General features: G+C 41.6%; 20 protein-coding genes. 7 read left to right on the top strand and 13 right to left on the bottom strand.

The annotated features are described in order from the left end of the window. Nucleotides 1-167: 167 nt before the first annotated feature. Nucleotides 168-1973, bottom strand: coding sequence for a M61 family metallopeptidase (locus J4E76_RS14310; RefSeq protein ID WP_208505288.1), 1806 nt, complete (start codon nt 1971-1973; stop codon nt 168-170). A 5-nt stretch (nt 1974-1978) separates the two neighbouring features. Next, entirely contained in the window at nt 1979-2497 is a 519-nt protein-coding gene (locus J4E76_RS14305; RefSeq protein ID WP_208505287.1) for a RidA family protein, read from the bottom strand. Nucleotides 2498-2600: 103 nt separating this feature from the next. Here J4E76_RS14305 and J4E76_RS14300 point away from each other — a divergent pair, with 103 nt between their 5' ends. The 5 genes from J4E76_RS14300 to J4E76_RS14280 all read left to right on the top strand — a co-directional run bounded on the left by J4E76_RS14300 (nt 2601) and on the right by J4E76_RS14280 (nt 11903). Next, nucleotides 2601-5720, top strand: a complete 3120-nt coding sequence (locus tag J4E76_RS14300; protein WP_208505286.1) for a glycosyl hydrolase — start codon at nt 2601-2603, stop codon at nt 5718-5720. After that, nucleotides 5721-6200 (top strand): MarR family winged helix-turn-helix transcriptional regulator, encoded by a 480-nt coding sequence (locus tag J4E76_RS14295; RefSeq protein WP_208505285.1) that lies wholly within the window; start codon nt 5721-5723, stop codon nt 6198-6200. It abuts the gene before it with no gap. A gap of 76 nt (nt 6201-6276) precedes the next feature. Next, the gene (locus tag J4E76_RS14290; protein WP_208505283.1) at nt 6277-7221 is read left to right on the top strand and encodes a S41 family peptidase; all 945 of its coding nucleotides are present in this window, start codon (nt 6277-6279) and stop codon (nt 7219-7221) included. 77 nt (nt 7222-7298) lie between these two features. Further along, nucleotides 7299-9680 carry an ABC transporter permease gene (locus J4E76_RS14285; protein WP_208505281.1) on the top strand — a complete coding sequence of 794 codons (2382 nt, stop codon included), beginning with the start codon at nt 7299-7301 and terminating at the stop codon, nt 9678-9680. Nucleotides 9681-9851: 171 nt separating this feature from the next. Further along, nucleotides 9852-11903, top strand: a complete 2052-nt coding sequence (locus J4E76_RS14280) for a carboxy terminal-processing peptidase (protein ID WP_208505279.1) — start codon at nt 9852-9854, stop codon at nt 11901-11903. A 63-nt stretch (nt 11904-11966) separates the two neighbouring features. Here J4E76_RS14280 and J4E76_RS14275 read toward each other — a convergent pair whose 3' ends face one another. The 5 genes from J4E76_RS14275 to J4E76_RS14255 all read right to left on the bottom strand — a co-directional run bounded on the left by J4E76_RS14275 (nt 11967) and on the right by J4E76_RS14255 (nt 18304). After that, a complete protein-coding gene (locus tag J4E76_RS14275) occupies nt 11967-12905 on the bottom strand; it encodes a tetratricopeptide repeat protein (RefSeq protein WP_208505278.1) in 939 nt (312 codons plus the stop codon). 1 nt (nt 12906) lies between these two features. Beyond that, nucleotides 12907-14490: an amidohydrolase family protein gene (locus tag J4E76_RS14270; RefSeq protein ID WP_208505276.1), complete on the bottom strand. Its 1584-nt coding sequence runs from the start codon at nt 14488-14490 to the stop codon at nt 12907-12909. Nucleotides 14491-14563: 73 nt separating this feature from the next. Then, a complete protein-coding gene (locus J4E76_RS14265; RefSeq protein WP_208505274.1) occupies nt 14564-14920 on the bottom strand; it encodes a hypothetical protein in 357 nt (118 codons plus the stop codon). A 101-nt stretch (nt 14921-15021) separates the two neighbouring features. Next, nucleotides 15022-17613, bottom strand: coding sequence for an ABC transporter permease (locus J4E76_RS14260; protein WP_236017476.1), 2592 nt, complete (start codon nt 17611-17613; stop codon nt 15022-15024). Continuing rightward, the gene (locus J4E76_RS14255) at nt 17606-18304 is read right to left on the bottom strand and encodes an ABC transporter ATP-binding protein (protein WP_208505272.1); all 699 of its coding nucleotides are present in this window, start codon (nt 18302-18304) and stop codon (nt 17606-17608) included. Before J4E76_RS14255 ends, J4E76_RS14260 begins: the two co-directional genes overlap by 8 nt. A gap of 71 nt (nt 18305-18375) precedes the next feature. On the opposite strand from J4E76_RS14255, the gene J4E76_RS14250 reads away from it, so the two are divergent. Further along, nucleotides 18376-19023 (top strand): arylesterase, encoded by a 648-nt coding sequence (locus J4E76_RS14250; RefSeq protein WP_208505270.1) that lies wholly within the window; start codon nt 18376-18378, stop codon nt 19021-19023. On the opposite strand, the gene J4E76_RS14245 is transcribed toward J4E76_RS14250, so the two are convergent. Genes J4E76_RS14245 through J4E76_RS14235 form a run of 3 tightly spaced genes read right to left on the bottom strand, consistent with a single transcriptional unit; the run spans nt 19020 to nt 20809 of the window. Next, entirely contained in the window at nt 19020-19781 is a 762-nt protein-coding gene (locus J4E76_RS14245) for a carboxypeptidase-like regulatory domain-containing protein (protein ID WP_208505269.1), read from the bottom strand. The two genes, J4E76_RS14250 and J4E76_RS14245, sit on opposite strands and share 4 nt — an antisense overlap. A gap of 51 nt (nt 19782-19832) precedes the next feature. Continuing rightward, the gene (locus tag J4E76_RS14240) at nt 19833-20222 is read right to left on the bottom strand and encodes a hypothetical protein (RefSeq protein ID WP_208505267.1); all 390 of its coding nucleotides are present in this window, start codon (nt 20220-20222) and stop codon (nt 19833-19835) included. Further along, complete coding sequence (locus J4E76_RS14235; protein ID WP_236017475.1) at nt 20219-20809, bottom strand: RNA polymerase sigma factor; 591 nt, start codon at nt 20807-20809, stop codon at nt 20219-20221. Before J4E76_RS14235 ends, J4E76_RS14240 begins: the two co-directional genes overlap by 4 nt. Before the next feature lie 139 nt (nt 20810-20948). On the opposite strand from J4E76_RS14235, the gene J4E76_RS14230 reads away from it, so the two are divergent. After that, entirely contained in the window at nt 20949-21323 is a 375-nt protein-coding gene (locus tag J4E76_RS14230) for a DUF6249 domain-containing protein (RefSeq protein ID WP_208505265.1), read from the top strand. A gap of 62 nt (nt 21324-21385) precedes the next feature. Here J4E76_RS14230 and J4E76_RS14225 read toward each other — a convergent pair whose 3' ends face one another. The 3 genes from J4E76_RS14225 to J4E76_RS14215 all read right to left on the bottom strand — a co-directional run bounded on the left by J4E76_RS14225 (nt 21386) and on the right by J4E76_RS14215 (nt 23951). Then, the gene (locus J4E76_RS14225) at nt 21386-22018 is read right to left on the bottom strand and encodes a hypothetical protein (RefSeq protein WP_208505263.1); all 633 of its coding nucleotides are present in this window, start codon (nt 22016-22018) and stop codon (nt 21386-21388) included. Between the two features lie 70 nt (nt 22019-22088). Beyond that, complete coding sequence (locus tag J4E76_RS14220) at nt 22089-22646, bottom strand: Crp/Fnr family transcriptional regulator (protein ID WP_208505261.1); 558 nt, start codon at nt 22644-22646, stop codon at nt 22089-22091. 66 nt (nt 22647-22712) lie between these two features. Further along, entirely contained in the window at nt 22713-23951 is a 1239-nt protein-coding gene (locus J4E76_RS14215) for a hypothetical protein (protein ID WP_208505260.1), read from the bottom strand. Nucleotides 23952-24073 lie beyond the last annotated feature (122 nt).

Here is a 24073-nt window from a genome sequence, read left to right as displayed (position 1 = left end):
CTTATGCTCTCCATTAATTTTGTACCTCCCTTTTTTATCTCGACCTTGAGGAGAGGACTTATACATTCTTCAGGTTCCCTCGGCCACGCTCGGGATAGAAAGAGAATGTGCTATATTTCTCTGTTTTTAGTTTTACTTAGTGGATGGGTACCAATAAATGCCATACTTTACTTCTTACTCAACCAATCCTCTCTTCTTTTTTTGGCAGCTGATGAGGCATCGGCATTCCATGAGCTGCGCTTGTTTTGGTTTTCGCCTAACACTACAGCTTTGTTCATTTTTTCACCCCATCGGTCAATGCCAATTTCTATGCGGTCTCCAGGTTTGTATTGCAATAAAATTTCTGAAATATTGATTCTTCCTTCCACATCTTCCATGCGCTTTCCTGCGATACTCAAGATCTTATCTTCTCGCTCTATTCCCGCTTCGTAAAGAGGAGAACCGACAATGGCGTTGCTTGTTAATCGGGCTGTACCATCTACCATTCTAAGGTTAGCACCAAGTGAAACTTGACCCGCGTTGGGGTTTTCGAAACTTACGCCCATTTGCTCAAAAAGCCCTTCGTAGTCTGGCATTTGACTATCAAAGATGTATTTACCAAAGAACTCTTTGGAAAATGCATCTCCAGCATATTCTGCGAGTCTTGCTTCAAGGTCTTTCACGGCATATGGGATCTCGGGTTTGCCATGGGTCTTCCAGACATGCTGCATATAACCATCCAAGCTTTTTCCATTATCCATGGTGCGCAATGACATATCTAGGGCCAAGCCAATGACTGATCCGTAGGTATAGTAAGATATAAAGATGTTGCTGTTGTTGGTCGGGTCTATAGACGCTGCGGCATCTACAAACGGAGCACGGTAGCTCATCTCAATCGGGTTGAAATACTTCCTTCCTGGTGCATTGATAACATAGCTTACAGCCCCGCCAAGTCCGTTTACATATTGTTCTTTTGTAATGTTTCCTGAACGCGCACGGATGAGGTTAGTATAGTAACTGGTAAATCCTTCGGCAAACCAGAGCTCTCCACTCATATTGGCATCTTCAAAATCGAAAGGTTCTAAAGAAGCAGGTCTGATTCTCTCAACATTCCAGGCATGGAAAAACTCATGTGAAATGGTACCCATAGAGGTATTTCCCAAAGGTCGACTTGCAGACTTGCCACTTACCACGTAGGTAGAGTTTCGATGCTCCATACCATCACCACTGGCGTTTGGCACGTAGCAAGACAAGAAAGTGTATTCACCAAAATCGAACTTAGGTAGCTCTCCAAAAACTGCTGCCTGCTGCTCAACGATCTTCACGACTTCCTCAAAATACGTATCGACTTCCTCATCGCTGGCAGGAGTATGAAGCGCCAGTCTAACGTTCTGTCCATCAATCATTCGCTCTCTCAAATGAAAGTCAGCAATCTCTGTTGGACTGTCCATAAAATAATAAGTGTCAGGGGCGTAATAGGTATCATTACCCATGTTCTTCATTTGCGTAGCAACCTTCCAGTTGGAACCCTCCGGCAGATTATACTTTACAGTCACTGGTCTATGCCCAAGGTTTCTTGCCCAAACAAAAGTGGCCGGGATATTAAAGTGAGCATGTGTTTCATCCACACCAGAGTAAGTTCCGCCAGCGCGATTAGCATACAATGTATATTCAAAGTTTACTGTACCATCATGTCCAGCAACATCCCATTGGCTTGGGTTTGACCTCGTAACCGCGAGCGCATTCCCCTTACCATCCGTTGCTTTGACTGCGTAAACATTCTTGGCAAATTCATGTACCGCATATCGTCCAGGAGAGCTTCGGCTCATTCTTATCTCCAATACTTTGTTTTCAAGGTTGGAGAACTTGACTTTGATATGAGCTTCGTGATGAACTCTATTGTCAAAAGAGACTTCATACTCATTGTGTGTCTGCCCTTGTATGCTAAAAGTTATTAGACTGATAAGGGCTAAAAGTGTTGATTTGAGTTTCATGATGATTATGGGTAAACGGCTCTAACTTCTATTTCTATAAATTTATTGGGGTCAACTAGGGTATACACACCAATAGTCGATCGGGCTACTTTATTGGGGTTTTCCTGATTGCCGAAGTATTCCCCATAGGCTTTGAACCAGGCTTGAAAATCTGGTTTATTATCGTTCTCAGGATCGGGAGCCACATAAACTTTCATGGCGATCACATCCTTTAAACTTAAGCCTTGTTCGCCCAGATAACTTTGAATTCGTTTCAGTGCGCTCACACTTTGATCATAAGTATCACCAAAGCGGCCCCGGTCACCCACGGGTTTATTCGCATCCTTCTCGGTCGCCACAATACCACTGGCAAAATACATGCTCTTACCATCAGGTACTTTTACACCTTTCAGTATTGAGGAGCCATCGCGTTCAAATCGTGTGATCGTTTCTTCCTCATGATTTGGCTTATCGCCATTTTCTTGGCAAGAAAAAACCAATACCAGTGACAGCATTAATAAGTATAAATAGGGCCTTGACTTCATAGGAATGACTGTTTGTTCGAATATACAAAATCACCTATCAAAATGACGTTGGTTTTTACTGGTGGCAATGACTATCTTGAGACACAACCTTAAACCAAAATTCATGAGAGTGCTCCGTTCGCTATTGTTAGCAGGCCTGATCCTATTGATTTCCTTACCTGAGTCTTTTGCCCAAAGACGCAAGCGCAAAACTCAAGAGCCACGAGGCGTATCTTACGACACCGCATTATATAATGCGATGGAATTCCGTCTGGTCGGTCCATTTCGAGGGGGCAGAGCTACTGCAGTGGCAGGGGTTGTTCAAGACCCGATGACCTATTATATGGGAGCAACAGGAGGTGTCTGGAAAACCGATGATGCTGGTGAAAGTTGGTTCAATATTTCCGATGGCTTTTTTAATACCGCTTCGGTAGGAGCAATTGCAGTATCTGAGTCTGACCCCAATGTAGTCTATGTTGGTATGGGTGAAGCACCAGTCCGAGGGGTGATGACTTCTCATGGTGATGGCATCTATAAGTCGACTGATGCTGGTAAGACATGGAGTCATATTGGCCTTGAAAAAACAAGGCAGATTTCTAAGATCGTAGTGCATCCTGATAATCCCGATATCGTGATTGTTGGTGCTCAGGGAAGTCCATATGGAGCTACCGAAGACAGGGGTATTTATCGCTCTGAAGATGGTGGTCAAACCTGGACGAAGGTTCATTATGTAGACGAAAACTCAGGAATTAGTGACTTGAGCATGGATATGACCAACCCAAGAATCATCTATGCTGCTTACTGGGACCATAGAAGGTACCCTTGGAAAGTTCAAAGTGGAGGCCCAGGTAGTGGTATTTGGAAATCCGTTGATGGCGGTTTGACTTGGAAAAAACTCTCGAAGGGGCTTCCGAAAGGGGTGATGGGAAAAATTGGGGTTTCCGTTTCGCGTGCTAACCCGAATAAAGTTTGGGCAATTATCGAAGCCGATAAGGGCGGTCTTTACCGATCGGATAATGGTGGGAAAAATTGGAGGTTGATCAATCCCGATCGCTTGCTAAGAGCGCGCTCTTGGTACTATATGCACATTCAGGCACATCCGACAGATGAAGAAGGTGTTTTTATCATGAATGCTCCTTTGGTGCAGTCTACTGATAATGGAAAGACATTTGTGAATTTAGGTACGCCACATGGTGATAATCATCAGGTGTGGGTCAACCCTGAACATCCACAATACATGATCAATGCGAATGATGGAGGAGCCAACGTCTCCATCAACGGAGGTAAGGACTGGTCACGTCAAGACAATCAGCCAACAGCACAGTTCTATCGAGTGAATGCCGATATGCAATTCCCTTATCGTATTTATGGCGGTCAGCAAGACAATAGTTCGGTTTCCATTCCATCTCGGGTTAATGGTGGTGGTATTAGCAATGAGGACTTTTTCTCAGTAGGAGGTTGTGAGAGTGCCTACTCAGCTTTCGACCCAAAAGACCCTAAATACGTATATTCTGGCTGCTATCAAGGTATTATTGACGAATGGAATGCGAAGACAAAGCAGACCAAAGACGTAATGGCCTATCCTTTTCAGGGTTTGGGTACTAACCCGAGAGATGTAAAATATCGCTTCAATTGGAACGCTCCGATTATCGCTTCGAAACATGATCCTTCTGTAATCTATCACGCTGGAAATAAGCTATTAAAGACTTCTAACCGAGGGATTACTTGGGAAGAGATCAGCCCGGATTTGACTAGAAATGACAGTACAAAAATCAATTGGGGTGGAGGCCCCATCACCAATGAAGGAGCCGGTGGCGAGATTTATCATGCTATCTATTATGTAGCAGAATCACCACATACACCAGAAGTGATTTACACGGGTGCTGACGATGGTATGCTTCATATTACAAAGGATGGTGGTGCTAATTGGACAGAGATTACCATTCCAAATACTGGTGACGGAATGATCAACCAAATCGAAGTTTCTCCTCACGATCCGGGCACAGTATATGTGGCTTTTAATAAGTATAAGTTCAATGACTTTACTCCGCATATCTTCAAGTCGACTGACTATGGACAATCTTGGAACAGAATGGTGAATGGCATTGCCGATGAGGCGCATGTCAGAGTGGTTAGGGAAGACCCAAAACAAAAGGACTTGCTTTTTGCAGGAACTGAATTGGGACTCTATGTATCCTTTGATGGTGGTGTAAAGTGGAATGAATTCCAAAGAAACCTACCCATCGTGCCGATCACTGATTTGATGGTACATGGCAATGATCTTATCATCGCCACCCAAGGCCGTGCTTTCTGGGTAATGGATGATTTGAATCCACTTTACGAACTGAGTCAAGCAGCCAACGCAGACTTTTATGTTTACGAACCGGAGAATGCCATTCGGGACAATGCTTTTAGAACAGGCAACAGATCAATAGGTCAGAATCCATACCCTGGCTTCTCTATCATGTATTACATCAAGGAGAATGTTGATTCATTGAATCTCAAAGTTGAGTTCAAAAATGCCCAAGGCAGCTTGGTGAGGTCATTCTCAACGGATTCAAAAGATCGTCAAGAGAAAATCACCAAGAAGTCTGGAATGAACAGATTCAATTGGAACTTATCTATGACCAATTTTAAGGGAGTTGATGGTGTATTTGTAGGCTTAGGTGCTGGTGGTCACCGTGTGGCGCCTGGCGATTACAAAGTGACTTTCACCTATGGAGAGGCTGTAGTAGAAAAGGATGTGACCATCAACCCAGATCCGCGATGGGAGGCGAATGATAATGATTATACTACGCAACAATCGTATTTAGAAGGGGTAAGAAAGATGATAGAAGGCCTTCAGGAGAAGGCCAATGATATTCGTTCGATCAGATCGCAAATCAATGATTTGAAATCAAGGATTTCTAAAGAGGATTATGCTTCTGTACATGAAAAGGCAGATGAAGTGTTGGAATTGATTAATACTTCAGAAGCAGAAATGGTGCAGCCAAAGCAGAAGACCTTTCAAGATGTGATCAACTTTGAGAATAAGCTAGAAGTCCAGCTGCTGCATATTTATGGTACAATTGACGGAATTGAACCGCCAATTACAAACGGGCAAAAACAACGTGTGACAGATATGACGGTGAAGTATGATACCGTGATGGAACAAGCAAAGGCGATTGAGAAAGGCTTGGAAGATCTTACAGAGCTGATCCGCACCGAAAGAGTGCCTTTTATAGCACCCAAAAAGAAGAAATAATTGGAAAGAAATATCATAGAAGAACTTGGTAGCCTCGCACTGGCTACTCGTCTAAAAAACCTTAGCGAACGCTTGGCTCGTGATGTCGCGCAGATTTATAAAGAATCGGCTTTCGACTTCGAACCTCGATGGTTTGCAATGATCTATGCCTTAAAGGATGGGGAAGAACTGGCAGTGACAGAATTGTCTACTATGCTCAGACAAACGCACCCTGCCGTGAATCAAGTAGCCAATGTTTTGGTAGAAAAAGGCCTGGCTGAAGAACGGAAAGATACTGCAGACCAGCGTAAGCGACTTCTAAAACTTTCGGCAAAAGGTCAGCAATTGGTCAACAAGATGAGCACTACTTGGGAGCGTATCAAAGCTGCCAATGACGAACTCCTCAATGAGGCTGCAGGAGATCTGTTGACAACACTAGATAGAGTCGAGTCTGCCTTAGATGAGCAATCGATGTACGACCGTGTGAACGCTAAGGGTTAAGCCCGCTAATGTTAATAAGTGTTATTTATAAAACTCATTTTAATTATAAACGTAAGCACTTACCTAAAATACATTTATGAAGAAGCTCGTAATTCTCTCCGCCTTGATCATATCGACATTCGCAGTGTCAGCTCAGGATTTCAATAAGAAGAAGATTGTAAATCGGCTAGCCGATATTATGAACCGGAATTACGTCTACCCTGAAAAGGGTGAGGCGATGAGCGAGTTAATCAAGGGTAAGCTCAAGGATAATGCCTATGAACAATTCACCACTAAAGAATCTTTTGCAGACGCTTTGCAAGAGGACCTGAGATCAATAATTAATGACAAGCACATCAGAGTGGTTTTTGATAGTAAAAGGGCCAAATCTATAAGAAATCGCGATTACGGCCCAGGACCTGAGTCAAATGGAAAGTTTGGTTTTGAAGAAGTGAAAATTTTAGAGGGTAACATTGGTTATCTCGACTTGAGAGGCTTTATGAATATTGGTCAGGCTGAGGATGTGGCAAAGCCGGCCATGGATAAACTGATTAAGTCAGATGCCATTATTTTCGATTTGAGAAAGAATGGTGGAGGATCACCAAGCATGATCAGGTTTATATCCAGTTATTTATTTGGAAACGAACCGGTGCACCTTAATACCTTCTATTGGAGGCCTTCAGACAATTACTCTAAAACCTGGACCGATCCAAAATTGGCAAGCGAAACCAAACCCAATATTCCAGTTTACGTGCTCACGAGCGACTATACCTTTTCTGCTGCGGAAGAGTTTACCTACAACCTTAAGCATATGGGACGTGCAACAATAATTGGCGAGACTACGGGCGGTGGAGCGCACCCTGGGGGTCCTTCTATCATTGATGGAGACTTTATTGTCAATGTGCCAAGAGGCAGAGCAATAAACCCGGTGACTAAAACTAACTGGGAAGGAAAAGGAGTAAAGCCACACATTCAAACGGATGAAGAAAACGCTTTGGACAAGGCTATTGAATTAGCAAGAAAAGCCATAGCTTCAAAGTAACGCGTAACCGCTTACATAAGTCTAAGTGATATAAAACTTTTAGGCACTTAGATTCATCATCATAAAAACTCACGGTCATGTTTAAGAATTATCTCAAGATAGCTTTCCGAAGCCTGCTTAAAAGCAAAGGCACTTCAGTAATCAATATCCTAGGCCTCTCTATTGGAATGGCTTGTGGAATCATCATTTTTCTCTTTGTTCAGAATGAATTGAGCTACGATCGATTTCACTCTAAATCGGATGATATCTTTCGGGTGCTAACGATAGACGAGGCGCTTGGTGTAAGCAGTAATTTGGTTGGCATCACGCTCCCGGCACTAGGCCCTGCCATGGAGAATGACTTTCCAGAAGTGGAAAAGCGTGTGAGAATGATACCACAGGGAAGGCAGCTAATCAACTATGAACAACAAGGTTTTTATACTGAGCACTTTGCTTATGCTGAGCCAACGCTTTTCGAAGTGTTTGATTTCAAATTGATTGACGGGGATACCGAAAAAGCCCTTACTGAACCCAATACGGTCATTTTCACGGAGTCTATGGCGAAGAAAACATTTGGGTCAGAGAACCCCATTGGAAAGCGCATAGACATTGGCAATCAGGCGGGTATTGAAGTGGTCGGAATTATGGCTGATGTACCTGATAACTCTCATTTAAACTTCGATGTGGTTGTTTCAATGCAACAAGCTGATACTACATCTGGATTTGCCCAATTTCTTAGGTCGTGGCAGAGTATAAGCATGGTAACCTATGTAGAACTAGCCGATAAGGGGAGTGAAGAAAATGTAGAGTCAAAAATGGAGGATTTGATTCGTGCCAATAATGTGGGAGACAACTTCAAAGTCACCCTGCAACCTCTGAAGGATGTTCACCTTAATTCAAGTGGAATTCTCTTTGAGAATTATAACCTTAATAAAACCGACATTGGCTATGTATACACATTAGCGGCTGTTGGACTGTTTGTCATTCTGATCGCCTCATTCAATTTTATGAATTTGTCTACCGCCAGATCGGCCAATAGGGCGCAAGAGGTTGGTGTCAGAAAGGTTTTTGGAGCGATTAGACGTCAGTTGATCAATCAATTCATGATTGAATCAGTGGTTTTATGTCTGGTCTCTTTCGTTATAGCGATAGGCCTAGTAGCTATAACTAGCACCTTAATTAACCTTCCAATAGAGGAGAACTTGGCAATTTACTTCTTAGGTCATCTGGAGTGGTCACTTGGAGCTTTGGCTTTCGTATTGTTACTAGGGTTGTTTTCGGGTAGTTACCCAGCACTCTTGTTATCCGGCTTTAACCCGATTAGTATTTTGAGAGGCTCATTTAAGACAAGCTCTAAAGGGGTCTTGTTGAGGAAATCGCTGGTGATCTTTCAGTTCACCATTTCCATAACCATGATCATCGGTACAGCTATTGTTTATGATCAATTGCAGCACCAACGCAATATCGATAAAGGCTTTGACCCTGAGCAGGTGGTTACACTTAACGTTGGGCATCCGAGTTTGCAGCAGTCGATGCCCGTACTTATCAACAAGTTGGAACAAAGCCCTGATATCATAACAACAGCTCGTACCGGTGGCATGCCAGGCAGGACTTTTGGTCGAAGAGGTGTGCGTCCGGAGGGAGTATCTCAGGAAGATACCTGGATCATTTCCGTCTTGAATTTCGATGAGAAATTCATGGAATTGATGGATATGGAAATCGTAGATGGGCGTGGTTATGATCGAGAGATGCAAACCGATCAGCAGCAAGGTCTACTTATCAATGAGGCGATGGTAAAGGAACTAGCTTGGGAGGACCCGGTAGGAAGAAAAATCACTTTTGGCCAGCAAGAAAGAACTGTAATCGGGGTAGTAAAAGACTTCCATTTTACCAATATGAGGCACAAGATTGAGCCTTTGGCCATGTTCTTCAATCCTAATGGAGGTGGAAATTTGGCTGTCAAATTTGCTTCTGCCAATGTTAGTGAGACTATGGATTTTATTCAGTCGGCATGGGATGAGATATTCCCTAATAGCCCCCTAGAGTATCGTTTCTTTGATGAAGAGTTCGGTCAGCAATATGCTTCTGATGAACGATTCGGTAAGCTTGTTTTCAGCTTTACTTGGTTGGCAATTTTCATTGCTTGTCTCGGGCTGTTTGGTTTGTCGGCATTCACAGCAGAACAAAAGACGAAAGAAATTGGCGTACGGAAGGTACTAGGAGCGAGCATTGGAGGTATCGTTCTCTTGCTATCGAAGCAGTTTTCTCAGCTGATTGGTGTGGCAGTTATTTTGGCCGTTCCGGTTGCTTACTATTTAATGAGTTCTTGGTTAAGCGATTTTGAGTACCGTGTTGATATCAATTGGGTTTGGTTCTTAGTCTCGGCCTTGGCAGCTATTATGATTGCACTTCTAACGGTGACTTTTCAATCCGTTAAAGCGGCTACGATTAATCCTGCAAATTCACTGCGTTACGAGTGATTTTGCATTTTTTAACATCCTTATGACCATATGTTGAAACTAGTATGACCAGTTATGGTATTATACTTGTAGTCGATAAGTTACGTCTCCGTTAAGTTTGAGTGATTTTCGTTACATTTAAATCCTTTTTTCGGAAAACGTTTAAGAGAAAACCGCGTTGAAATGAAGATGATGAAAAAGATATTATGGCTTTCACTGGCAATTCTGTTTACAGGACCACTTGTGGCTGCAGAGAGGGACTCTAGTGAAGTTTTACAGCCTACAGCGGCACACTTAAAGGAGGCGAGAATAATCGTTCAGATTTTAGATTATTTTCATTATCGTGAAACTGATTTAGACGATTCACTGTCTTCAGTCATTTTCAACAATTTCATCGAGTCACTAGATGGCAACAAGAACTACTTCTTAGAGAGTGACATTCGTTCTTTCGAAAAGTACCGCTATGAGCTTGACGATAAGCTCAAAAATGGAGATTTGGTCCCTGCCTTCTACATTTTCAATATTTATAAGAAGCGCTTGGAAGCCCGGTTGGAATATGCCCTAAATCATGTGGGTGATAAGTTCGATTATCGCAAAAATGAGACATTGACTTTCGATCGTGAAAAAGAACCTTATGCCTCAAGTAATAATCAGCTGGATGAAATATGGCGTAAGACGATCAAGAATCAAGCAATAGGACTGAAACTTAGTGGTTCAGAAGATGACAAAGTCAAAGAGGTTCTGACAACTAGATACGAGCGATTTAAGAGCAATGTGGCCAAATATAATAGCAATGATGTCTTCGAAATGTTCATGAATTCGGTGACCGAAGCTTTCGATCCACATACTAATTATTTCACGCCACTGAATGCCGAAGATTTTCAAATGCAAAGCAGAAAGTCTTTGGAAGGCATTGGAGCTACGCTTCAACAAGACAATGATTTTACCAAGATCACAGACCTGAGAGCCGGTGGACCTGCTTTCCTAAGTGGTCAAGTGGATAAAGAGGATAGAGTAATTGGCGTTGCACAAGGAGCTGAAGGAGAAATGATTGATGTCATCGGCTGGAGATCAGACGAAGTGGCTGGCCAGATTAGAGGCCCAAAAGGTACCCTAGTCAGATTAAAGCTATTGCCAGCTGGCGCTAGTCCTGGAGGCGAGACGAAAGTGGTTTCACTGGTAAGAGATAAGATTAAGCTCGATGAGGCAAGAGCCAAGAGCGAAGTAGTTCAATACACTGAAAATGGTACTGATTATACAATTGGAGTTATTACCGTTCCAGACTTTTACTTAGACCCTGATGGCTATGATAAAGGTGGAGAGGATTATACGAGTACTACCAATGACGTAAGACGCTTAGTTAAAGAATTGGAAGAACAGAAGGTTGACGGTATAATGTTAGACCTGAGAAATAATGGTGGTGGAGCACTTGTAGAGGCTATAAGTCTTACAGGACTGTTTTTGCCAGGAGGCACCGTGGTACAAGTGAAAGATAGCCGTGGCCAAGTTCAAAAGTATGATGATGAGAATAGAGGTGTGACGTATGATGGTCCACTGAATGTTATGATCAATAGGTTTTCGGCTTCAGCCTCTGAGATCTTTGCTGGAGCGATCCAGGACTACAAGCGAGGAGTTGTAGTAGGCGAGCAGACGTATGGTAAAGGTACTGTCCAGAATGTTAGAGGTCTTAAGGAGTTTTTGAGACAGCCTGATGATGAGGAGCTGGGCTTATTGAAATTTACAATAGCCAAATTCTATCGGGTAACTGGTAGTAGTACGCAGCATAGAGGAGTGACGCCAGATATTGAATTCCCTTCGGTGTATAGCGCTCAGGAGTTTGGAGAGAGTTCTAAACCAAGTGCACTGCCATGGGATAAAATTGCTGCTGCTCCATTCAAGCCTATGGATTATGTAGATGCTAGCATGCTGTCCATGTTGAAAACACGGCATAGCCAAAGGTTAAAACAAGATCAAACACTCTTGGACCTTCAATACGATATTGAGGAACTAAAGAAGAACAGAGCAAGAAAAGAAGTGTCTTTGAATTACGATCAGCGTAAGAAGGAGCAGGATGATCGTCAGAAGAAAAGAGATGCTCGCGTAAAAATTGGAGCTTCACTTTCTGAGCTTGAAGCAAACAAAGTTCAAGATAGATCGTTAGACGATATGAAAGATGCATATCTGAAAGAGAGCATCAAACTCTTGGCGGACCAGATTCAAGCTGGAAAGAAAAGAAGAGGATAAAAATTAAAACTCACAAAAAAGGGCTCCATCGGAGCCCTTTTTTATTGCTGTTCTTTCGGCTTATTAGTTCATCTTGGAAAGATCTACTTCCGCAGCGATATAACCGAAGGCAGACCAAGAAGTGCCTTCAATCACTTTCTGGAAGATTTCCTTTGCTTTAGCAGTATCATTTTGATACAAGTACCAGTTACCAACTCCATAACCCTGAGTAGCCAAGCTTAGTGCCGCATCGTCACCAGTAGCCTCAAGTAAACTTTCAGGTTTAATTTCTCCCTTGTACATCATTAAGCGTTTGAAGTAGCTATCATTTTCAATGATCTTCATGGAAGGGTCAATGTATCCCAATAGCTCACTCGCTATTTGTGATTTTCCTTGTCTTTGTAATGCCATATAAAGCCAGTCTGAGGTGGCAACTACAAGGTCAGGGTTATCCGAGTAACTCATGCATTTCTTATAAATCGCTTCGGCCTTTTCAAAGTTCCCCTTCAGGTAATGCGCCAATCCGTAGTGGTAAAGAATATTGAATTGCGTGTTGGACAGTGGTATATTGAGCCTGTTGGGTGCACCATCGGGTTCGATATCCATTTGGTCTTTAGGCATTAACTCATAGGCCTTTTCATAATCTGAGATTGCCTTATCAAACTGTCTTATGCTTATATACCGGTGTCCTCTATGGCGATATAGTTTGTAAGAGTTTGGGTAAGCGGCAATTCCCTCGGTAAATACTTCAATGGCCTTTTTATAATCATAGAGGTAAGCATGCCTTCGGCCAAGCCATATCGTATTCATCTCGCTGGCTTCCGCATCGAAGTTCTTTTGGGCCTCATTTAAGTTATCATTCAATCGCTTTTCTTGAGCTTCACTTCGATCTGGAATTGTCAAATCATTGCCGAGAAGAGAAACCGCCTGAACAGAGTCAGCATCATAGGTCTCACTGCTTTTTTGATCACCACAAGAAAGACATAAGCAAACGATCAGGCCTATTACTAGTAGATTCTTCATGTTACTTGTTAGTTAGTTTGAAGGTCATACCATTTTTCTTTTCGTCAACCATCTGCTTGACATCCTCTAGGAGTTTCTTGGCGTCATAGATAATTCCATCTTTAATGGTGTATTTCACGCCCCCTACACGGATCACCTCATTATTGTCATCCAATTGAATAGTGCCTGTTCCATAGAGTACTTTTAGGTTTTGAAGTGGGTTTTCCTCTACGATGGCGAAGTCTGCGTACTTACCAACTTCGATCGTACCCAACATATCATCAGCGCCTAGCGCTTCTGCACCGTTAAGCGTAGCAGACATAATGACTTCCAAGGGATGAAAACCAGATTCACGGAGTAATTCTAGTTCTCGGATGAATCCGAATCCATACAGTTGATAGATAAAGCCTGAATCAGAACCAGCTGTGACACGTCCACCTCGGTTTTTGTATTCATTTACAAAAGTCATCCATAGTTTGTAGTTCTCTTTCCAAGCCACCTCTTGCTCAGTACCCCAAGAAAACCAGTAGGAGCCATGTGAACGCCTGCTTGGTCGGTAGAAATCCCAAAGTGATGGCAAAGTGTACTGTTGATGCCATTCTGCAGTGTAGGCCCTCATTAAATCTCTGCTCGCCTCATAGATATTGAAAGTAGGATCGAGCGTAAAACCGAGGGCAATTAGTTCATCCATTACTTTGTTCCAGTGATCTGAGAATGGAGCAGCAGCTTGTTTCCATAGTTGACCTGCTTCGCCAAAACGATCCTGTTCGTTACGATAATTGTAATCTAGACTATAGTTTTGAACACGCCTGTCAGTAAAGAGTGCTTCCGGAAGACCATACCAGTGTTCCATTGAAGTAAGTCCTGCTCGTGCAGAGTTGAGCACATTCCATCTTACAACATCCATTTGCGCATGATGCATTGCCGATCGTAATCCAAGTTTCTTATTCTCTTCAAGAGCAGCTTGCATTATGTCGGGAGCAGCACCGAAGAACTTAATGCCATCGGAACCATTCTTTGCATTGTTTCTTACCCATTCTCGGGCCATTTCCGGAGTCGATATTGGCTCCTTTGCACCCTGTCCAAAACCTGTATATGCGAATATCCTTGGTGCCGTGATCTGATTTTTGGCGCTTTTTTCTTTGTGCTCTAATACCCACTTGAGTCCATTCCCTGCCGAAGGATCTCGGATGGTGGTAATGCCATGTGCTAACCAGAGTTTGAATACGTATTCTGAAGGTGTGCCTTGTCCAGTACCACCAATATGACCATGCATATCTATAAGTCCTGGTAGCACATACATGCCTTCGGCATCTAGCTCTCGGTCTCCAGGGTTGGCTTTCGGCCGATCACGTTCTCTAATCGGCATGCCAGGATACCCGACATTAAAAATTCCTTTGATGATGTTTTGCTCAACAACAATGTCTACAGGACCAGTTGGAGGAGCACCATTACCATTGATGAGGGTGGCACCTCTGATGATTAATCGATTAAAAGGTCCATCGCCTTCTGATCGGGCAGGAGCTCTTTCAATTTGTGAGAATACAGTTGAAGCGGGAAAAAGTATCAGGCATACAAGCCCGATGAGATAGGTTTTAAGTCGCATAATAATTAAAGGTTGACAATTCAAAAGATAGAGAATTCGCCAACCTTTAACAATACGCTTTACAGGAGTGAGATCAACTCTTGTCTCTCATGGTCAGGTTTAGAGGGAAAGACTGTCCTGCTTGACTCCATTTTCCTTCCAATTTTCCATCTTTCAAAGTTCCTTCATAAGAACCCCCGATATTAGTGATAGTGAACGTAAGCTTACCATCTTCGAATTTCATCGTATCGGTAGCGATTTCACCAGGCCCTTGATCAGGACTTTCCATGGCTCCTTTGAGTTTTCCTTCGTCATTTCTAACGTGAACGACCAGTCTATAAGTCGCTCCTCCAGCTTCTAGTTTGCCATCCCAAATGCCAATTACTTTGTTGTTTGGGTTGGATTGACCCAACATGATCATTCCAAAAAATATTGCTAATACTGCTTTCATAAGTATAATGTTAATTCTGCTTCTAGTTTACTACAATTATGCCAAAATTCAGTGCGCTCCATGCCGAACGGACATTCGGATGGTTAATCGCTCGAATTCTATTATTGAATTTCATTTCTCAGCACCTCCAAAGGAGGTTTGCTTATTATTCCGCGACTATTCAATAAGCCAATGACAATGGTAAGTCCGGTAATTATTAGGTAGACTGCCACAATGGGCAAAATGTTCGGCACAAAAGTAGAGTCAAAAGAATAATAAGCTAGCCCCCAACTGCCCAACATGGCCAATAGTATTCCTGAAAGAGAAGCAAGACTTCCCAGAAAGAAGTATTCCAAGCTATTAATACTGAGTATTTGCTGCCTGCTGCCCCCCATGGTTCGTAAGAGTACACTTTCCTTGATACGCTGAAATTTGGATAGGATTACTGAACTAATGAGTACCAACAATCCTGTGATGATGCTGAAGAGGGCCATAAATCGAATGACGAAGGCAATTTTGTCTAGAATATCATCGAGTGTATTTAGAATAAGACCAACGTCAATAACCGATACATTCGGATAATCCTTCACTATCTCTCTTTGAAAAAGCGCGCCCTCTTCTGTGCTTTTCACTCGTGTAATCAGCACATGAAATTGAGGAGCTTGTTCTAAAACACCCGTTGGAAATAGGGCTAAAAAGTTGGTTTGAACCCGTTGCCAATCAATTTCTCTAGTACTGCCGAGTATCGTTGTAATCGGAACACCTTGAACGTCCCAAACCAGAGTATCCATCAGTTCGAGATTATTCCGCTTAACGTAATCATCCTCAAGGCTCACCAAAACAGCATCCTTACTATAATCTTTATATTCTTCTGAGTTCCCTTCGGGAATGGTCAATGTTCCACTTGCGAGCTCTTCCGAATCGATGAGACTATCACGGTAGGTAACTCGCCATTCTCTTCTGAACATGCCCCCTCTTAGGTTGATGGAAGTGTCTTCTAAGGCTTGTTTGTAAGTGATGCCATTCACCGAACTTAATCGCATAGTGACTATGGGTACACTTTGCAGAATAGGCAAGCCTCTTTCCAAAGCGAGGTCATTAATCTCGTTTACCTGATGACTTTGAATATCAAAGATCATAAGGTTAGGCCGATCATTATTGGTTGTTATTTCTACCTCATTGATCAATAGTGTCTGAATGAAATAGAGTGTGGTAATCAAGGCTGTCCCCAGCCCAATAGATGAAATAAGTACTAATGTTTGGTTGTTAGGGCGGTGCAGGTTGGCTAGACTTTGCCTCCAAACATAACTCCATGAATCAGGGAAAAATCGCTTGACAAGCCACATGCTGATTTTGGCAATTAATGCCAAAAACCCAAAGGCCAATCCGATAAAGAGGGTGAATACAAGGCTGTCACCAAGCGATCCAATTTGTATAAAGGCAAAACCAATAACGAATAAGAAAATGCAACCGTAGATGAGCCATTGTACACGATCTAGTTTGAGCTTTCCACCCTCTTGAATTCCCCGCAGGGTAATCAAAGGAGAGGCCCTTCTTACCGAGATTAGAGGGGAAAGTGCAAATAGAATAGAGACAAAAAAGCCAGTAAGTATTCCACCCAAAATGGATGTCCATGATAGTGCAATGGTTACGTCCACAGGCAAAAAGTCAGAGAAAATTTTTGGTAATACAGTTTGAATAAAAGTCCCAGCAATTGCGCCTAATATGGAGCCAATGAGCCCCAGTAGTCCTATTTGGGTAAGATAAATGTAAAAGGCATCTCTTCCACTGGCACCTAAGCACCTCAGAATAGCCACCAATCGAATTTTCTCCTTGATATAGATATGTACCGCGCTTGCCACACCTACACACCCGAGCAATAATGCTACAAAAGCAACCAGATTTAGGAAGTCAGCTAAATCTTCAAAAGTGTCTCCTGTATCTTCCTTCCGTTCTCTAATCGTTTCACTGCTGATTTTAGCAGCCCTTAGAGAGTCGCTATCTGTACGGATTTGCTCATCTATGTCGAAGTCATTAGGTGGATCTAGGAATTTGTAGAATCTTCTATAATACACACGACTTCCTTTTTGAATCAGCTCTGTATCGTCTAGATAGTCCATTGGGATATAGACCGCTGGAGCAACAAGCGTAGCACCAATCGATTGAGAAGGAGAGCTTATGAGTGACCCTTCAATTTTGAACATTACTCTACCAATCCTGATGGAATCACCCACTTCAACATTGTACTGAACCATCACGCTTTGATCTACAAGCGCTTTTCTCTTACCGTCACGAAAGGAGGCTTCCGCACTTATTGGCTCAGTTTCTATTTTTCCATAATAAGGAAATGCTCCTTCAAGCGCTCTTACATCCACAAGTCTGCTTTCCTGGTTTTTGGGAAAGAAAATCATCGATGCGAAACTGTTTTCATAAGACACCACATGATCCATCGCTTCTATGACGGGATACTTGAATGTAGAATCATTACTTGCCAGCTCAAGGTCGGCACCGAGTAGTTCATTTGCCTGACTGTTGATGTCGGACTGGAGGTTGTCACTGAAAGAGTTAATAGCAACGAGTGCCGCGATGCCTATGATAATGGACGATATAAAAAGAAATAACCGAGATTTACTTTTCCGAGCATCTCTCCAGGCCATCAGAAATATCCATCGCCAGGCAACTTTTTGATCTGGTACCGATATTTTTTTATCCATTCTCAGCTACCATTTCATCTGAGGCTTGTTGTACCATTCCTCCCTTAAGTCTTATAATCCGATCTGTTTTTCTGGCCAGATCTAGATCGTGCGTTACGAGTACCAGCGTAGTGCCTGATTCTCTGTTTAAGTCGAATAGCAGATGTTCAATTTTCTCTGAAGTCTCTTCATCCAGGTTGCCTGTAGGCTCATCAGCAAAAAGGATTTGTGGGTTGTTTGAGAAGGCTCTGGCAATCGAAATTCTTTGCTGCTCTCCGCCCGAGAGTTGGGTCGGGTAATGATCATGTCTTTCGGCCAGTCCTACTCTGTCTAATAGCTCCAGGGCCCTTTTCTTAATACCCTTTTCCCTGCGCAACTCCATGGGTACCATTATATTCTCCAAGGCAGTTAGTGTGGGCAATAATTGAAAGTTCTGGAAGACAAAACCCACATGCTGATTTCGAACATAAGCTCTCTCATCTTCATTAAGGTTATCCAATGAAATTCCATTCAATATCACAGATCCTGATGTAGCCCTGTCGAGCCCTGCACAGAGCCCAAGTAGGGTAGTTTTTCCACTCCCAGATGATCCGACTATGCTTAGTTTGTCACCACTTTGGATGCTAAAACTAATGTCAGAAAGTACCGTTAATGATTTTGTTCCGCTTGAGTATGTTTTAGTGAGGTTAGAAACCTCCAGAATATTTGACATATTCGAGATTCAAATGTTTGATATATTCAAGACGAATCTACTTGGTTTAGGTTCGTTTGACTAGTGATTTAATGAAGATTAATACACAATTCTTTAATACAGTCGGAGGTTTGCTACTTTCTTTAAGCATTTTGAATGCCTGGTTTACTCCCTTTGACCAAGATGAAAAGAAACGAATTGTCTTTTTTGGAGACAGTATTACCGCTGGGTATGGGCTTTCGACAGAGCAGGCTTTTCCTGCTTTGATTCAGCAAAAAATTGACAGCAGTGAAATGGCTTATCAGGTGATTAATGCTGGCTTAAGTGGAGAAACTTCTGCCGGAGGCTTGAGCAGAATTGATTGGATTTTGAAGACCAAACCAGATATTTTTATTCTTGAACTAGGAGGCAATGATGGTTTAAGGGGACTAAGCTTGGATGAAACCGAGAAGAACCTGACCACCATGATTCAAAAGGTCAGAGGAAGAAATCCAGAAGTTGTGGTGTTCGTAGCGGGGATGCAAATTCCACCAAATCTTGGACAAGAATACACTGAAAGGTTCAGGACCCTGTTTTCAAAAGTTGCTAAGGCGAACAAGACAGAGTTGATTCCCTTTCTCTTGGAAAATGTGGGGGGAGAGCCAGAATTGAATTTACCAGATGGAATTCATCCGAATGTGGAGGGGCATCAAATTGTTGCAACGACCGTTTGGCAGAACTTAAAGAAACACTTGGATTAGCGCCTTAGGAAGGCTTGATACCTGATAAGTATCTTCTTAGTGATATCGAATTCACTCCTCCCCAAGATTTCTCCATCGAGGAAGTTGCAAAATTCCATGAACTCATCGATCACACGATCGTCAATCCGAGTCACCCTTTTGACCAAGTCTTTGTTAAAGTATTTTTCCCGCTCTCTCTTTCTTTGGGCTTGAAAATCAGATGCCTCTTCCATTTTTCTAATGATTCTGGCTTGCTTTGGATTTTTACTAATCTCTTGAAAAATAGGTATGGAAAGTAGTGTAACATCCCCACTTTCTTGAGGAACGAACTTGCTAGGCGGACCATAAAGTGGCATACCTAGTACATTGACGCCTTTAACAGGAGGATCCAAAGTATCAAGGACTTTTCTTCTTAGGTAGAAATTATCAGACATCTGGTAAATTCTAAAGTCATCAAGTGCTAGTGCCTCTTCAGTCATCTCAATGATTTTCATATAACCTTGTTTACGCATTTCGCTAGTCACAACAAATGTGTAATCAGCATATCCAACCGATGAAATTTTTATGGAGTCACCAAGGTTGACAGGGATTTCGAAATTTCCGGCAGGGTTCGATGCGATGCCCTTGTTTTTGTTGAGCACTAAGACACTAGCAAACGCCATAGGCCTCTTTGTCGCAGAATCAAGCAATTGACCTTTGAGGAAAAAATCAGGCTGATTTTGTGCGTAAGCAGTGCCAGTCAATAGCAACAGCGTGCATATGGTCAATAATCGCTTCATTAGTCAATTAACAAAACGAAAATGGCAGATAAAGTATTTTAAAGTAAGTGATTAACCCTTTTTAACCTTGGTTTCGTTCTGCTGCTCCAGAAATCTGTTGAAGATAAAGGCCATCCAAATCACGGCAACAGCGAGCAAAGAGATGTATTGATAAGTTGAGCTCAAGCCTAAGTTAAGCGATAATTTAGGCGTTCTAATTTCATTCAATTGTTGTAATCCCAAGTCAATGTCTCCGGTAGTAAAAGCTAAATAAGCCAATGGACTGAGTACTAAAATGATGAAAACAATTTTTGACCAGAGTGGAATAGAGATAGTGCTTCGCACCTCCTCTTTTTTGATTTGCTCCAGAATATTTCTGTTGAAACTCAACGAAGGCTCATCCATTCCTTCATTCTGAAGAAGTGCTTTTAATTCTTTATCTGACAGATTAAACTCTTTCATAATAATGACCTAACCTCCGTGTCCAATAGCTGTTCTAAAGCCTTTAATAGTCGTTTTCTTGCTCGGTGCAATCTAACTTTTACATTAGATAATTCCCAATTTGTGATTTCACAGATTTCCTGAAGTGAGTTCTCATTCAAGTAAAAAAGGGTAATCACTATCTGATCTTCATTAGAAAGCAAATCCAAGGCCTCCTTGATATATCCAGACCGCTCAAACTTCTGTAATCGATGCCATTCCTTATCTGACTCACTATATGAAGCCAAATTTTCTTCTTGATGAAAGTCCAGGTCAGTGGTCTGTAATTTCTTTTTTCGCAACCGTGTTAAGGCGGTATTGTAAACAATAGTATAAAGCCATGTTGAGAACTTTGAATTCCCCTCAAATTGATGGATGTTTCTGTAAGCTTTCAGAAATGCATCTTGTGCCACTTCTTCAGCATCTTCCCGGTTCTTCATCAGTTTGAGGGCTAAGGTGAAGGCCATAGCTTTATGTTCATCAATGAGCACATTAAATGCAGCCATATCGCCTTCTTTGACTTTGGCGATGATTAACTCCATAGCATATTGCTCATTTTCCCTCTGCATTATTTTCTCATTGGACTATGTCATCTGAAAATAGGTTACATTAAGGTACAGAGATTTGATAAAAGAGGTTTTTTCGTAACGGGTGTAACCTATCTCGTCTGACCAGCATCAAAGCCTTTGAAACAAAATTAATAAAACAATGAACGGTGAATTTGCAGCATTCCTCTTTATGTCATCTCTGTTGATCTCTTTCGGAGGCTTGGTCTTCTTTTGGATGCTTACACGACATAGAGAAAGAACTCAAATGATAGAAAAAGGAGCAGATGCTTCTCTGTTTCAATCAGAACCAAGAAAGAAGAATTACTTCATTATCATGTTGCTGGGAGTACTTTTCGTATGCCTCTCACTAGGAATTGGCTTAGGGTTTTTACTCGATGGATGGCTTGAAAATGCCGGCTATTATAATGGCTATGGAGACAGACCGGGACCTTACTTCTTTGGGATATTCTTCATGCTTGGGGTAGGCTTTGTGATATCCTTCTTCTTGAATAAGAAATTGATTAATAAAGAATAGTTTTTAAGACCGATTTGGAGGTGTTTAGAAGCCCTTGTCATTTGGCAAGGGCTTCTTTTATGCTATTTACTTCTTTGCAGCATTATGCCAGCTGCCAACATCCATGCTACAATTCCGAAAATGAATATTCTGAAACCATGAAGGTCCACAAGCACGAAGCCGGCAACCAACATTCCTATGAATCCTATTCCGAGTAGAATGCCGAGAAATGCAATCCACTTTGCGAAAACCTTGTATTTCATAATGGCAATTGACCAGATAAGAAATGCCTCACAAATAGCACCTATGAAGATATAATCGAAGGCTTGATTTAGAGCGAAGCCATAGGATAAAACAAGTTCAGCCATTTCTATTTTGTCAGGGCTTGCATCAGCTAGGTTATCTACAAAGAAAGGTACCACTAGTCCATTAACTGCTCCTGCAATAAGTACAGCCACCAGACCGAGGCTTCCTGTGATAAAACCGAGTACTGAGAAGGAATTATCAAAACCAATTCTTCCACTTAGCCCCCAGAAACCAAATAATAAAAATGGAACGGAGAACAAGGCAATAACATGGCTTGTAATGATCATAGGGGATATATTAATTAAGTGATCGATATTTCCTCCTACCGGATGTAAGACCATGGTGATGATACCTAAGACTGATCCTATGATCAGTGAGATACCTGCGTTTTTTTCGAGTTGATTTTTCATGAGATAGATTTTATCTCACAAAGGTTAAATCTGTTAGACTTTCAATCGCTTGATCGAAATCAATAAAGAATCAATCTTTAATTTTTGACCTTACTCGACTGAGCGTTTCAGGTGTCATACCTAGGTAGGAGGCGATGTGCTTTAAAGGAAATCTTTGAATGATTTGTGGTGAGTTCTCCATCAGCGTACGATACTTGTCTTCAGGAGATTTGATACTCTCTTCCTTAGTAGGCTCTGCATTTTCCAGGATTTTACCAAGCATAAAGAAGGATGGTGACTTGGCAATTAGATCGTGAAGAACGTGCATAGGGAGTTCCAATACTGTTGAGTCTTCAAAAGCCTGAATGTTGTTCTCCGAAGGTCGTTGTCCTACGAAACTGTGATGATCTAGGACCCAATCACCTTCAATAAAGAGGTTAATAGTTAGTTCCGAATAACCATCAATGTCTTTATAATGCCGAAGACTACCGGAATTTAAGAAGTAAAGGGATTGGGATGTGGTTCCTTCCTTAAGGAGGAAGTCGTTTCTTTTAAGCGTACGTACCTCAATTCTATCAGTAATTTGATCTAATTGCTCTTGGGAGAAATTTCCGACTTTTTTAATCGACTTAAGGAATGACTGATACATGAAAAAAAGCTAGAAGAACATTATGGGTAAGTAACAATAAATTTTGCTCAAGGCATATTAAAAGGACTACTGTTCATTGGTGATCGACTTTGGAGCTTTAACGCTTCCAAAGTTCAGTGGAGCTTTATAACCGACTTGTAGTTGATAGAAGCTGCCTCCCGAACTTGCAAGGTTGTCGAAATAGTTAAATCTGAGGAAAACTGATTTTCTAATATCCTTTGCAATATACCCATTGATCTCAGCAGAAGTTTTTAGAATCCAGAATGCTTCGAAGTCAGATATTTCATCAACGCTAAGAGGGTTTAGCCAGATACCCGTCATTCTGAAATCTAATCCAAAGTTTTCAAATCTCCTTGCCTCTATTCCCATCTCTGCCATTCCTTGAAAAGTATTGAAATCTAAGACCCTATTATCAGTAGGAGTAATAGTTCGACTTAGATTTACTCCCATGCCTGTGTTTACATTAAAGCTAAAGTGATCATTCATCAAGCCATAAGACAAGATATTAATGTGCCCACCCACACTTAAGAATGATTTTTCAAGTAAATCCATTGGTTCAGATACTCGAAAATTTGTTTGATTGACTTCCTGAATTAGCGCTACTTTATTAGTTGATTGATCAAAACGGACTAGACTCATATAAGGTTCTATATACTTCAGAGGAATTAAATCAGCATTTTTAATATTGCTCGTACCAAGAAATATTTTAGCCTTGGATTCCAGTTGTAATATTCCATTTTCTTCTTCATTGATAACACCTAGAAAGTCAGAATAAATTCTGAAATCGACTACAGCCTCTAGGTTCTTATCTTTTTTAATTATGTTGATTTCTCCTGGGATCAAATTATCATTAACGTAATCGTCAGGGACAAATTTGTTTTTGATTGATGCTTCATAGCGAACGGCAGGGAAGATGAAGATGTAATTCTTTTCATTCTTTTTGCCGTTCAGACTGTATAACTTATCTCCAATCCTTTTCCCAAATTTCATTAAGTTAATAGGAGCTTTCGAGTTTATGTATTGATTACCATTTACATAGATTCTAATATCAGAGATAAAGCCCTCTTTAATTCGAATTTCTGCCTTCTCAATTTTATACTCCTTGCCTGAAATTGGCTTGTTGGTGTGGTCATAGATTTGAACCTTTTCAGTAGTTATTGTTAAATAACCCAGAGCTATATTTCCTGAGTCTTTTTGCGCTTTAGTAAGCTTGGACTCATAATCAGATTGAAATCCGACCAATGTAAAATTTGGGACACCCAGTAATAGGACTATTAAAAGAAGAGTTTGCAAAATTGTTTTCATGTAATTGTGTTTATTTCTATAGATATAGTACTAATTTTTATTTAGAATAAAAATTAGTACTAATTATAAATGCAGATGTAATAAAACTTTTGGCAGCATTATAGCCCATTAATAACAAAGAG

Origin of the sequence: Roseivirga sp. E12, from assembly GCF_017592825.1 — a bacterium.
Classification (GTDB): Bacteria; Bacteroidota; Bacteroidia; order Cytophagales; family Cyclobacteriaceae; genus Roseivirga.
Note: the sequence above shows the minus strand (reverse complement) of the source record. Positions and strands in the feature narration are given on the sequence as shown.

Bases quoted from the DNA above. Each gene is read 5' to 3' on its own strand.
- J4E76_RS14310 (WP_208505288.1), bottom strand. From the start codon at position 1,973: ATGAAACTCAAATCAACACTTTTAGCCCTTATCAGTCTAATAACTTTT.
- J4E76_RS14305 (WP_208505287.1), bottom strand. From the start codon at position 2,497: ATGAAGTCAAGGCCCTATTTATACTTATTAATGCTGTCACTGGTATTG.
- J4E76_RS14300 (WP_208505286.1), top strand. From the start codon at position 2,601: ATGAGAGTGCTCCGTTCGCTATTGTTAGCAGGCCTGATCCTATTGATT.
- J4E76_RS14290 (WP_208505283.1), top strand. From the start codon at position 6,277: ATGAAGAAGCTCGTAATTCTCTCCGCCTTGATCATATCGACATTCGCA.
- J4E76_RS14285 (WP_208505281.1), top strand. From the start codon at position 7,299: ATGTTTAAGAATTATCTCAAGATAGCTTTCCGAAGCCTGCTTAAAAGC.
- J4E76_RS14280 (WP_208505279.1), top strand. From the start codon at position 9,852: ATGAAAAAGATATTATGGCTTTCACTGGCAATTCTGTTTACAGGACCA.
- J4E76_RS14275 (WP_208505278.1), bottom strand. From the start codon at position 12,905: ATGAAGAATCTACTAGTAATAGGCCTGATCGTTTGCTTATGTCTTTCT.
- J4E76_RS14270 (WP_208505276.1), bottom strand. From the start codon at position 14,490: ATGCGACTTAAAACCTATCTCATCGGGCTTGTATGCCTGATACTTTTT.
- J4E76_RS14265 (WP_208505274.1), bottom strand. From the start codon at position 14,920: ATGAAAGCAGTATTAGCAATATTTTTTGGAATGATCATGTTGGGTCAA.
- J4E76_RS14260 (WP_236017476.1), bottom strand. From the start codon at position 17,613: ATGGATAAAAAAATATCGGTACCAGATCAAAAAGTTGCCTGGCGATGG.
- J4E76_RS14255 (WP_208505272.1), bottom strand. From the start codon at position 18,304: ATGTCAAATATTCTGGAGGTTTCTAACCTCACTAAAACATACTCAAGC.
- J4E76_RS14250 (WP_208505270.1), top strand. From the start codon at position 18,376: ATGAAGATTAATACACAATTCTTTAATACAGTCGGAGGTTTGCTACTT.
- J4E76_RS14245 (WP_208505269.1), bottom strand. From the start codon at position 19,781: ATGAAGCGATTATTGACCATATGCACGCTGTTGCTATTGACTGGCACT.
- J4E76_RS14240 (WP_208505267.1), bottom strand. From the start codon at position 20,222: ATGAAAGAGTTTAATCTGTCAGATAAAGAATTAAAAGCACTTCTTCAG.
- J4E76_RS14235 (WP_236017475.1), bottom strand. From the start codon at position 20,809: ATGCAGAGGGAAAATGAGCAATATGCTATGGAGTTAATCATCGCCAAA.
- J4E76_RS14230 (WP_208505265.1), top strand. From the start codon at position 20,949: ATGAACGGTGAATTTGCAGCATTCCTCTTTATGTCATCTCTGTTGATC.
- J4E76_RS14225 (WP_208505263.1), bottom strand. From the start codon at position 22,018: ATGAAAAATCAACTCGAAAAAAACGCAGGTATCTCACTGATCATAGGA.
- J4E76_RS14220 (WP_208505261.1), bottom strand. From the start codon at position 22,646: ATGTATCAGTCATTCCTTAAGTCGATTAAAAAAGTCGGAAATTTCTCC.
- J4E76_RS14215 (WP_208505260.1), bottom strand. From the start codon at position 23,951: ATGAAAACAATTTTGCAAACTCTTCTTTTAATAGTCCTATTACTGGGT.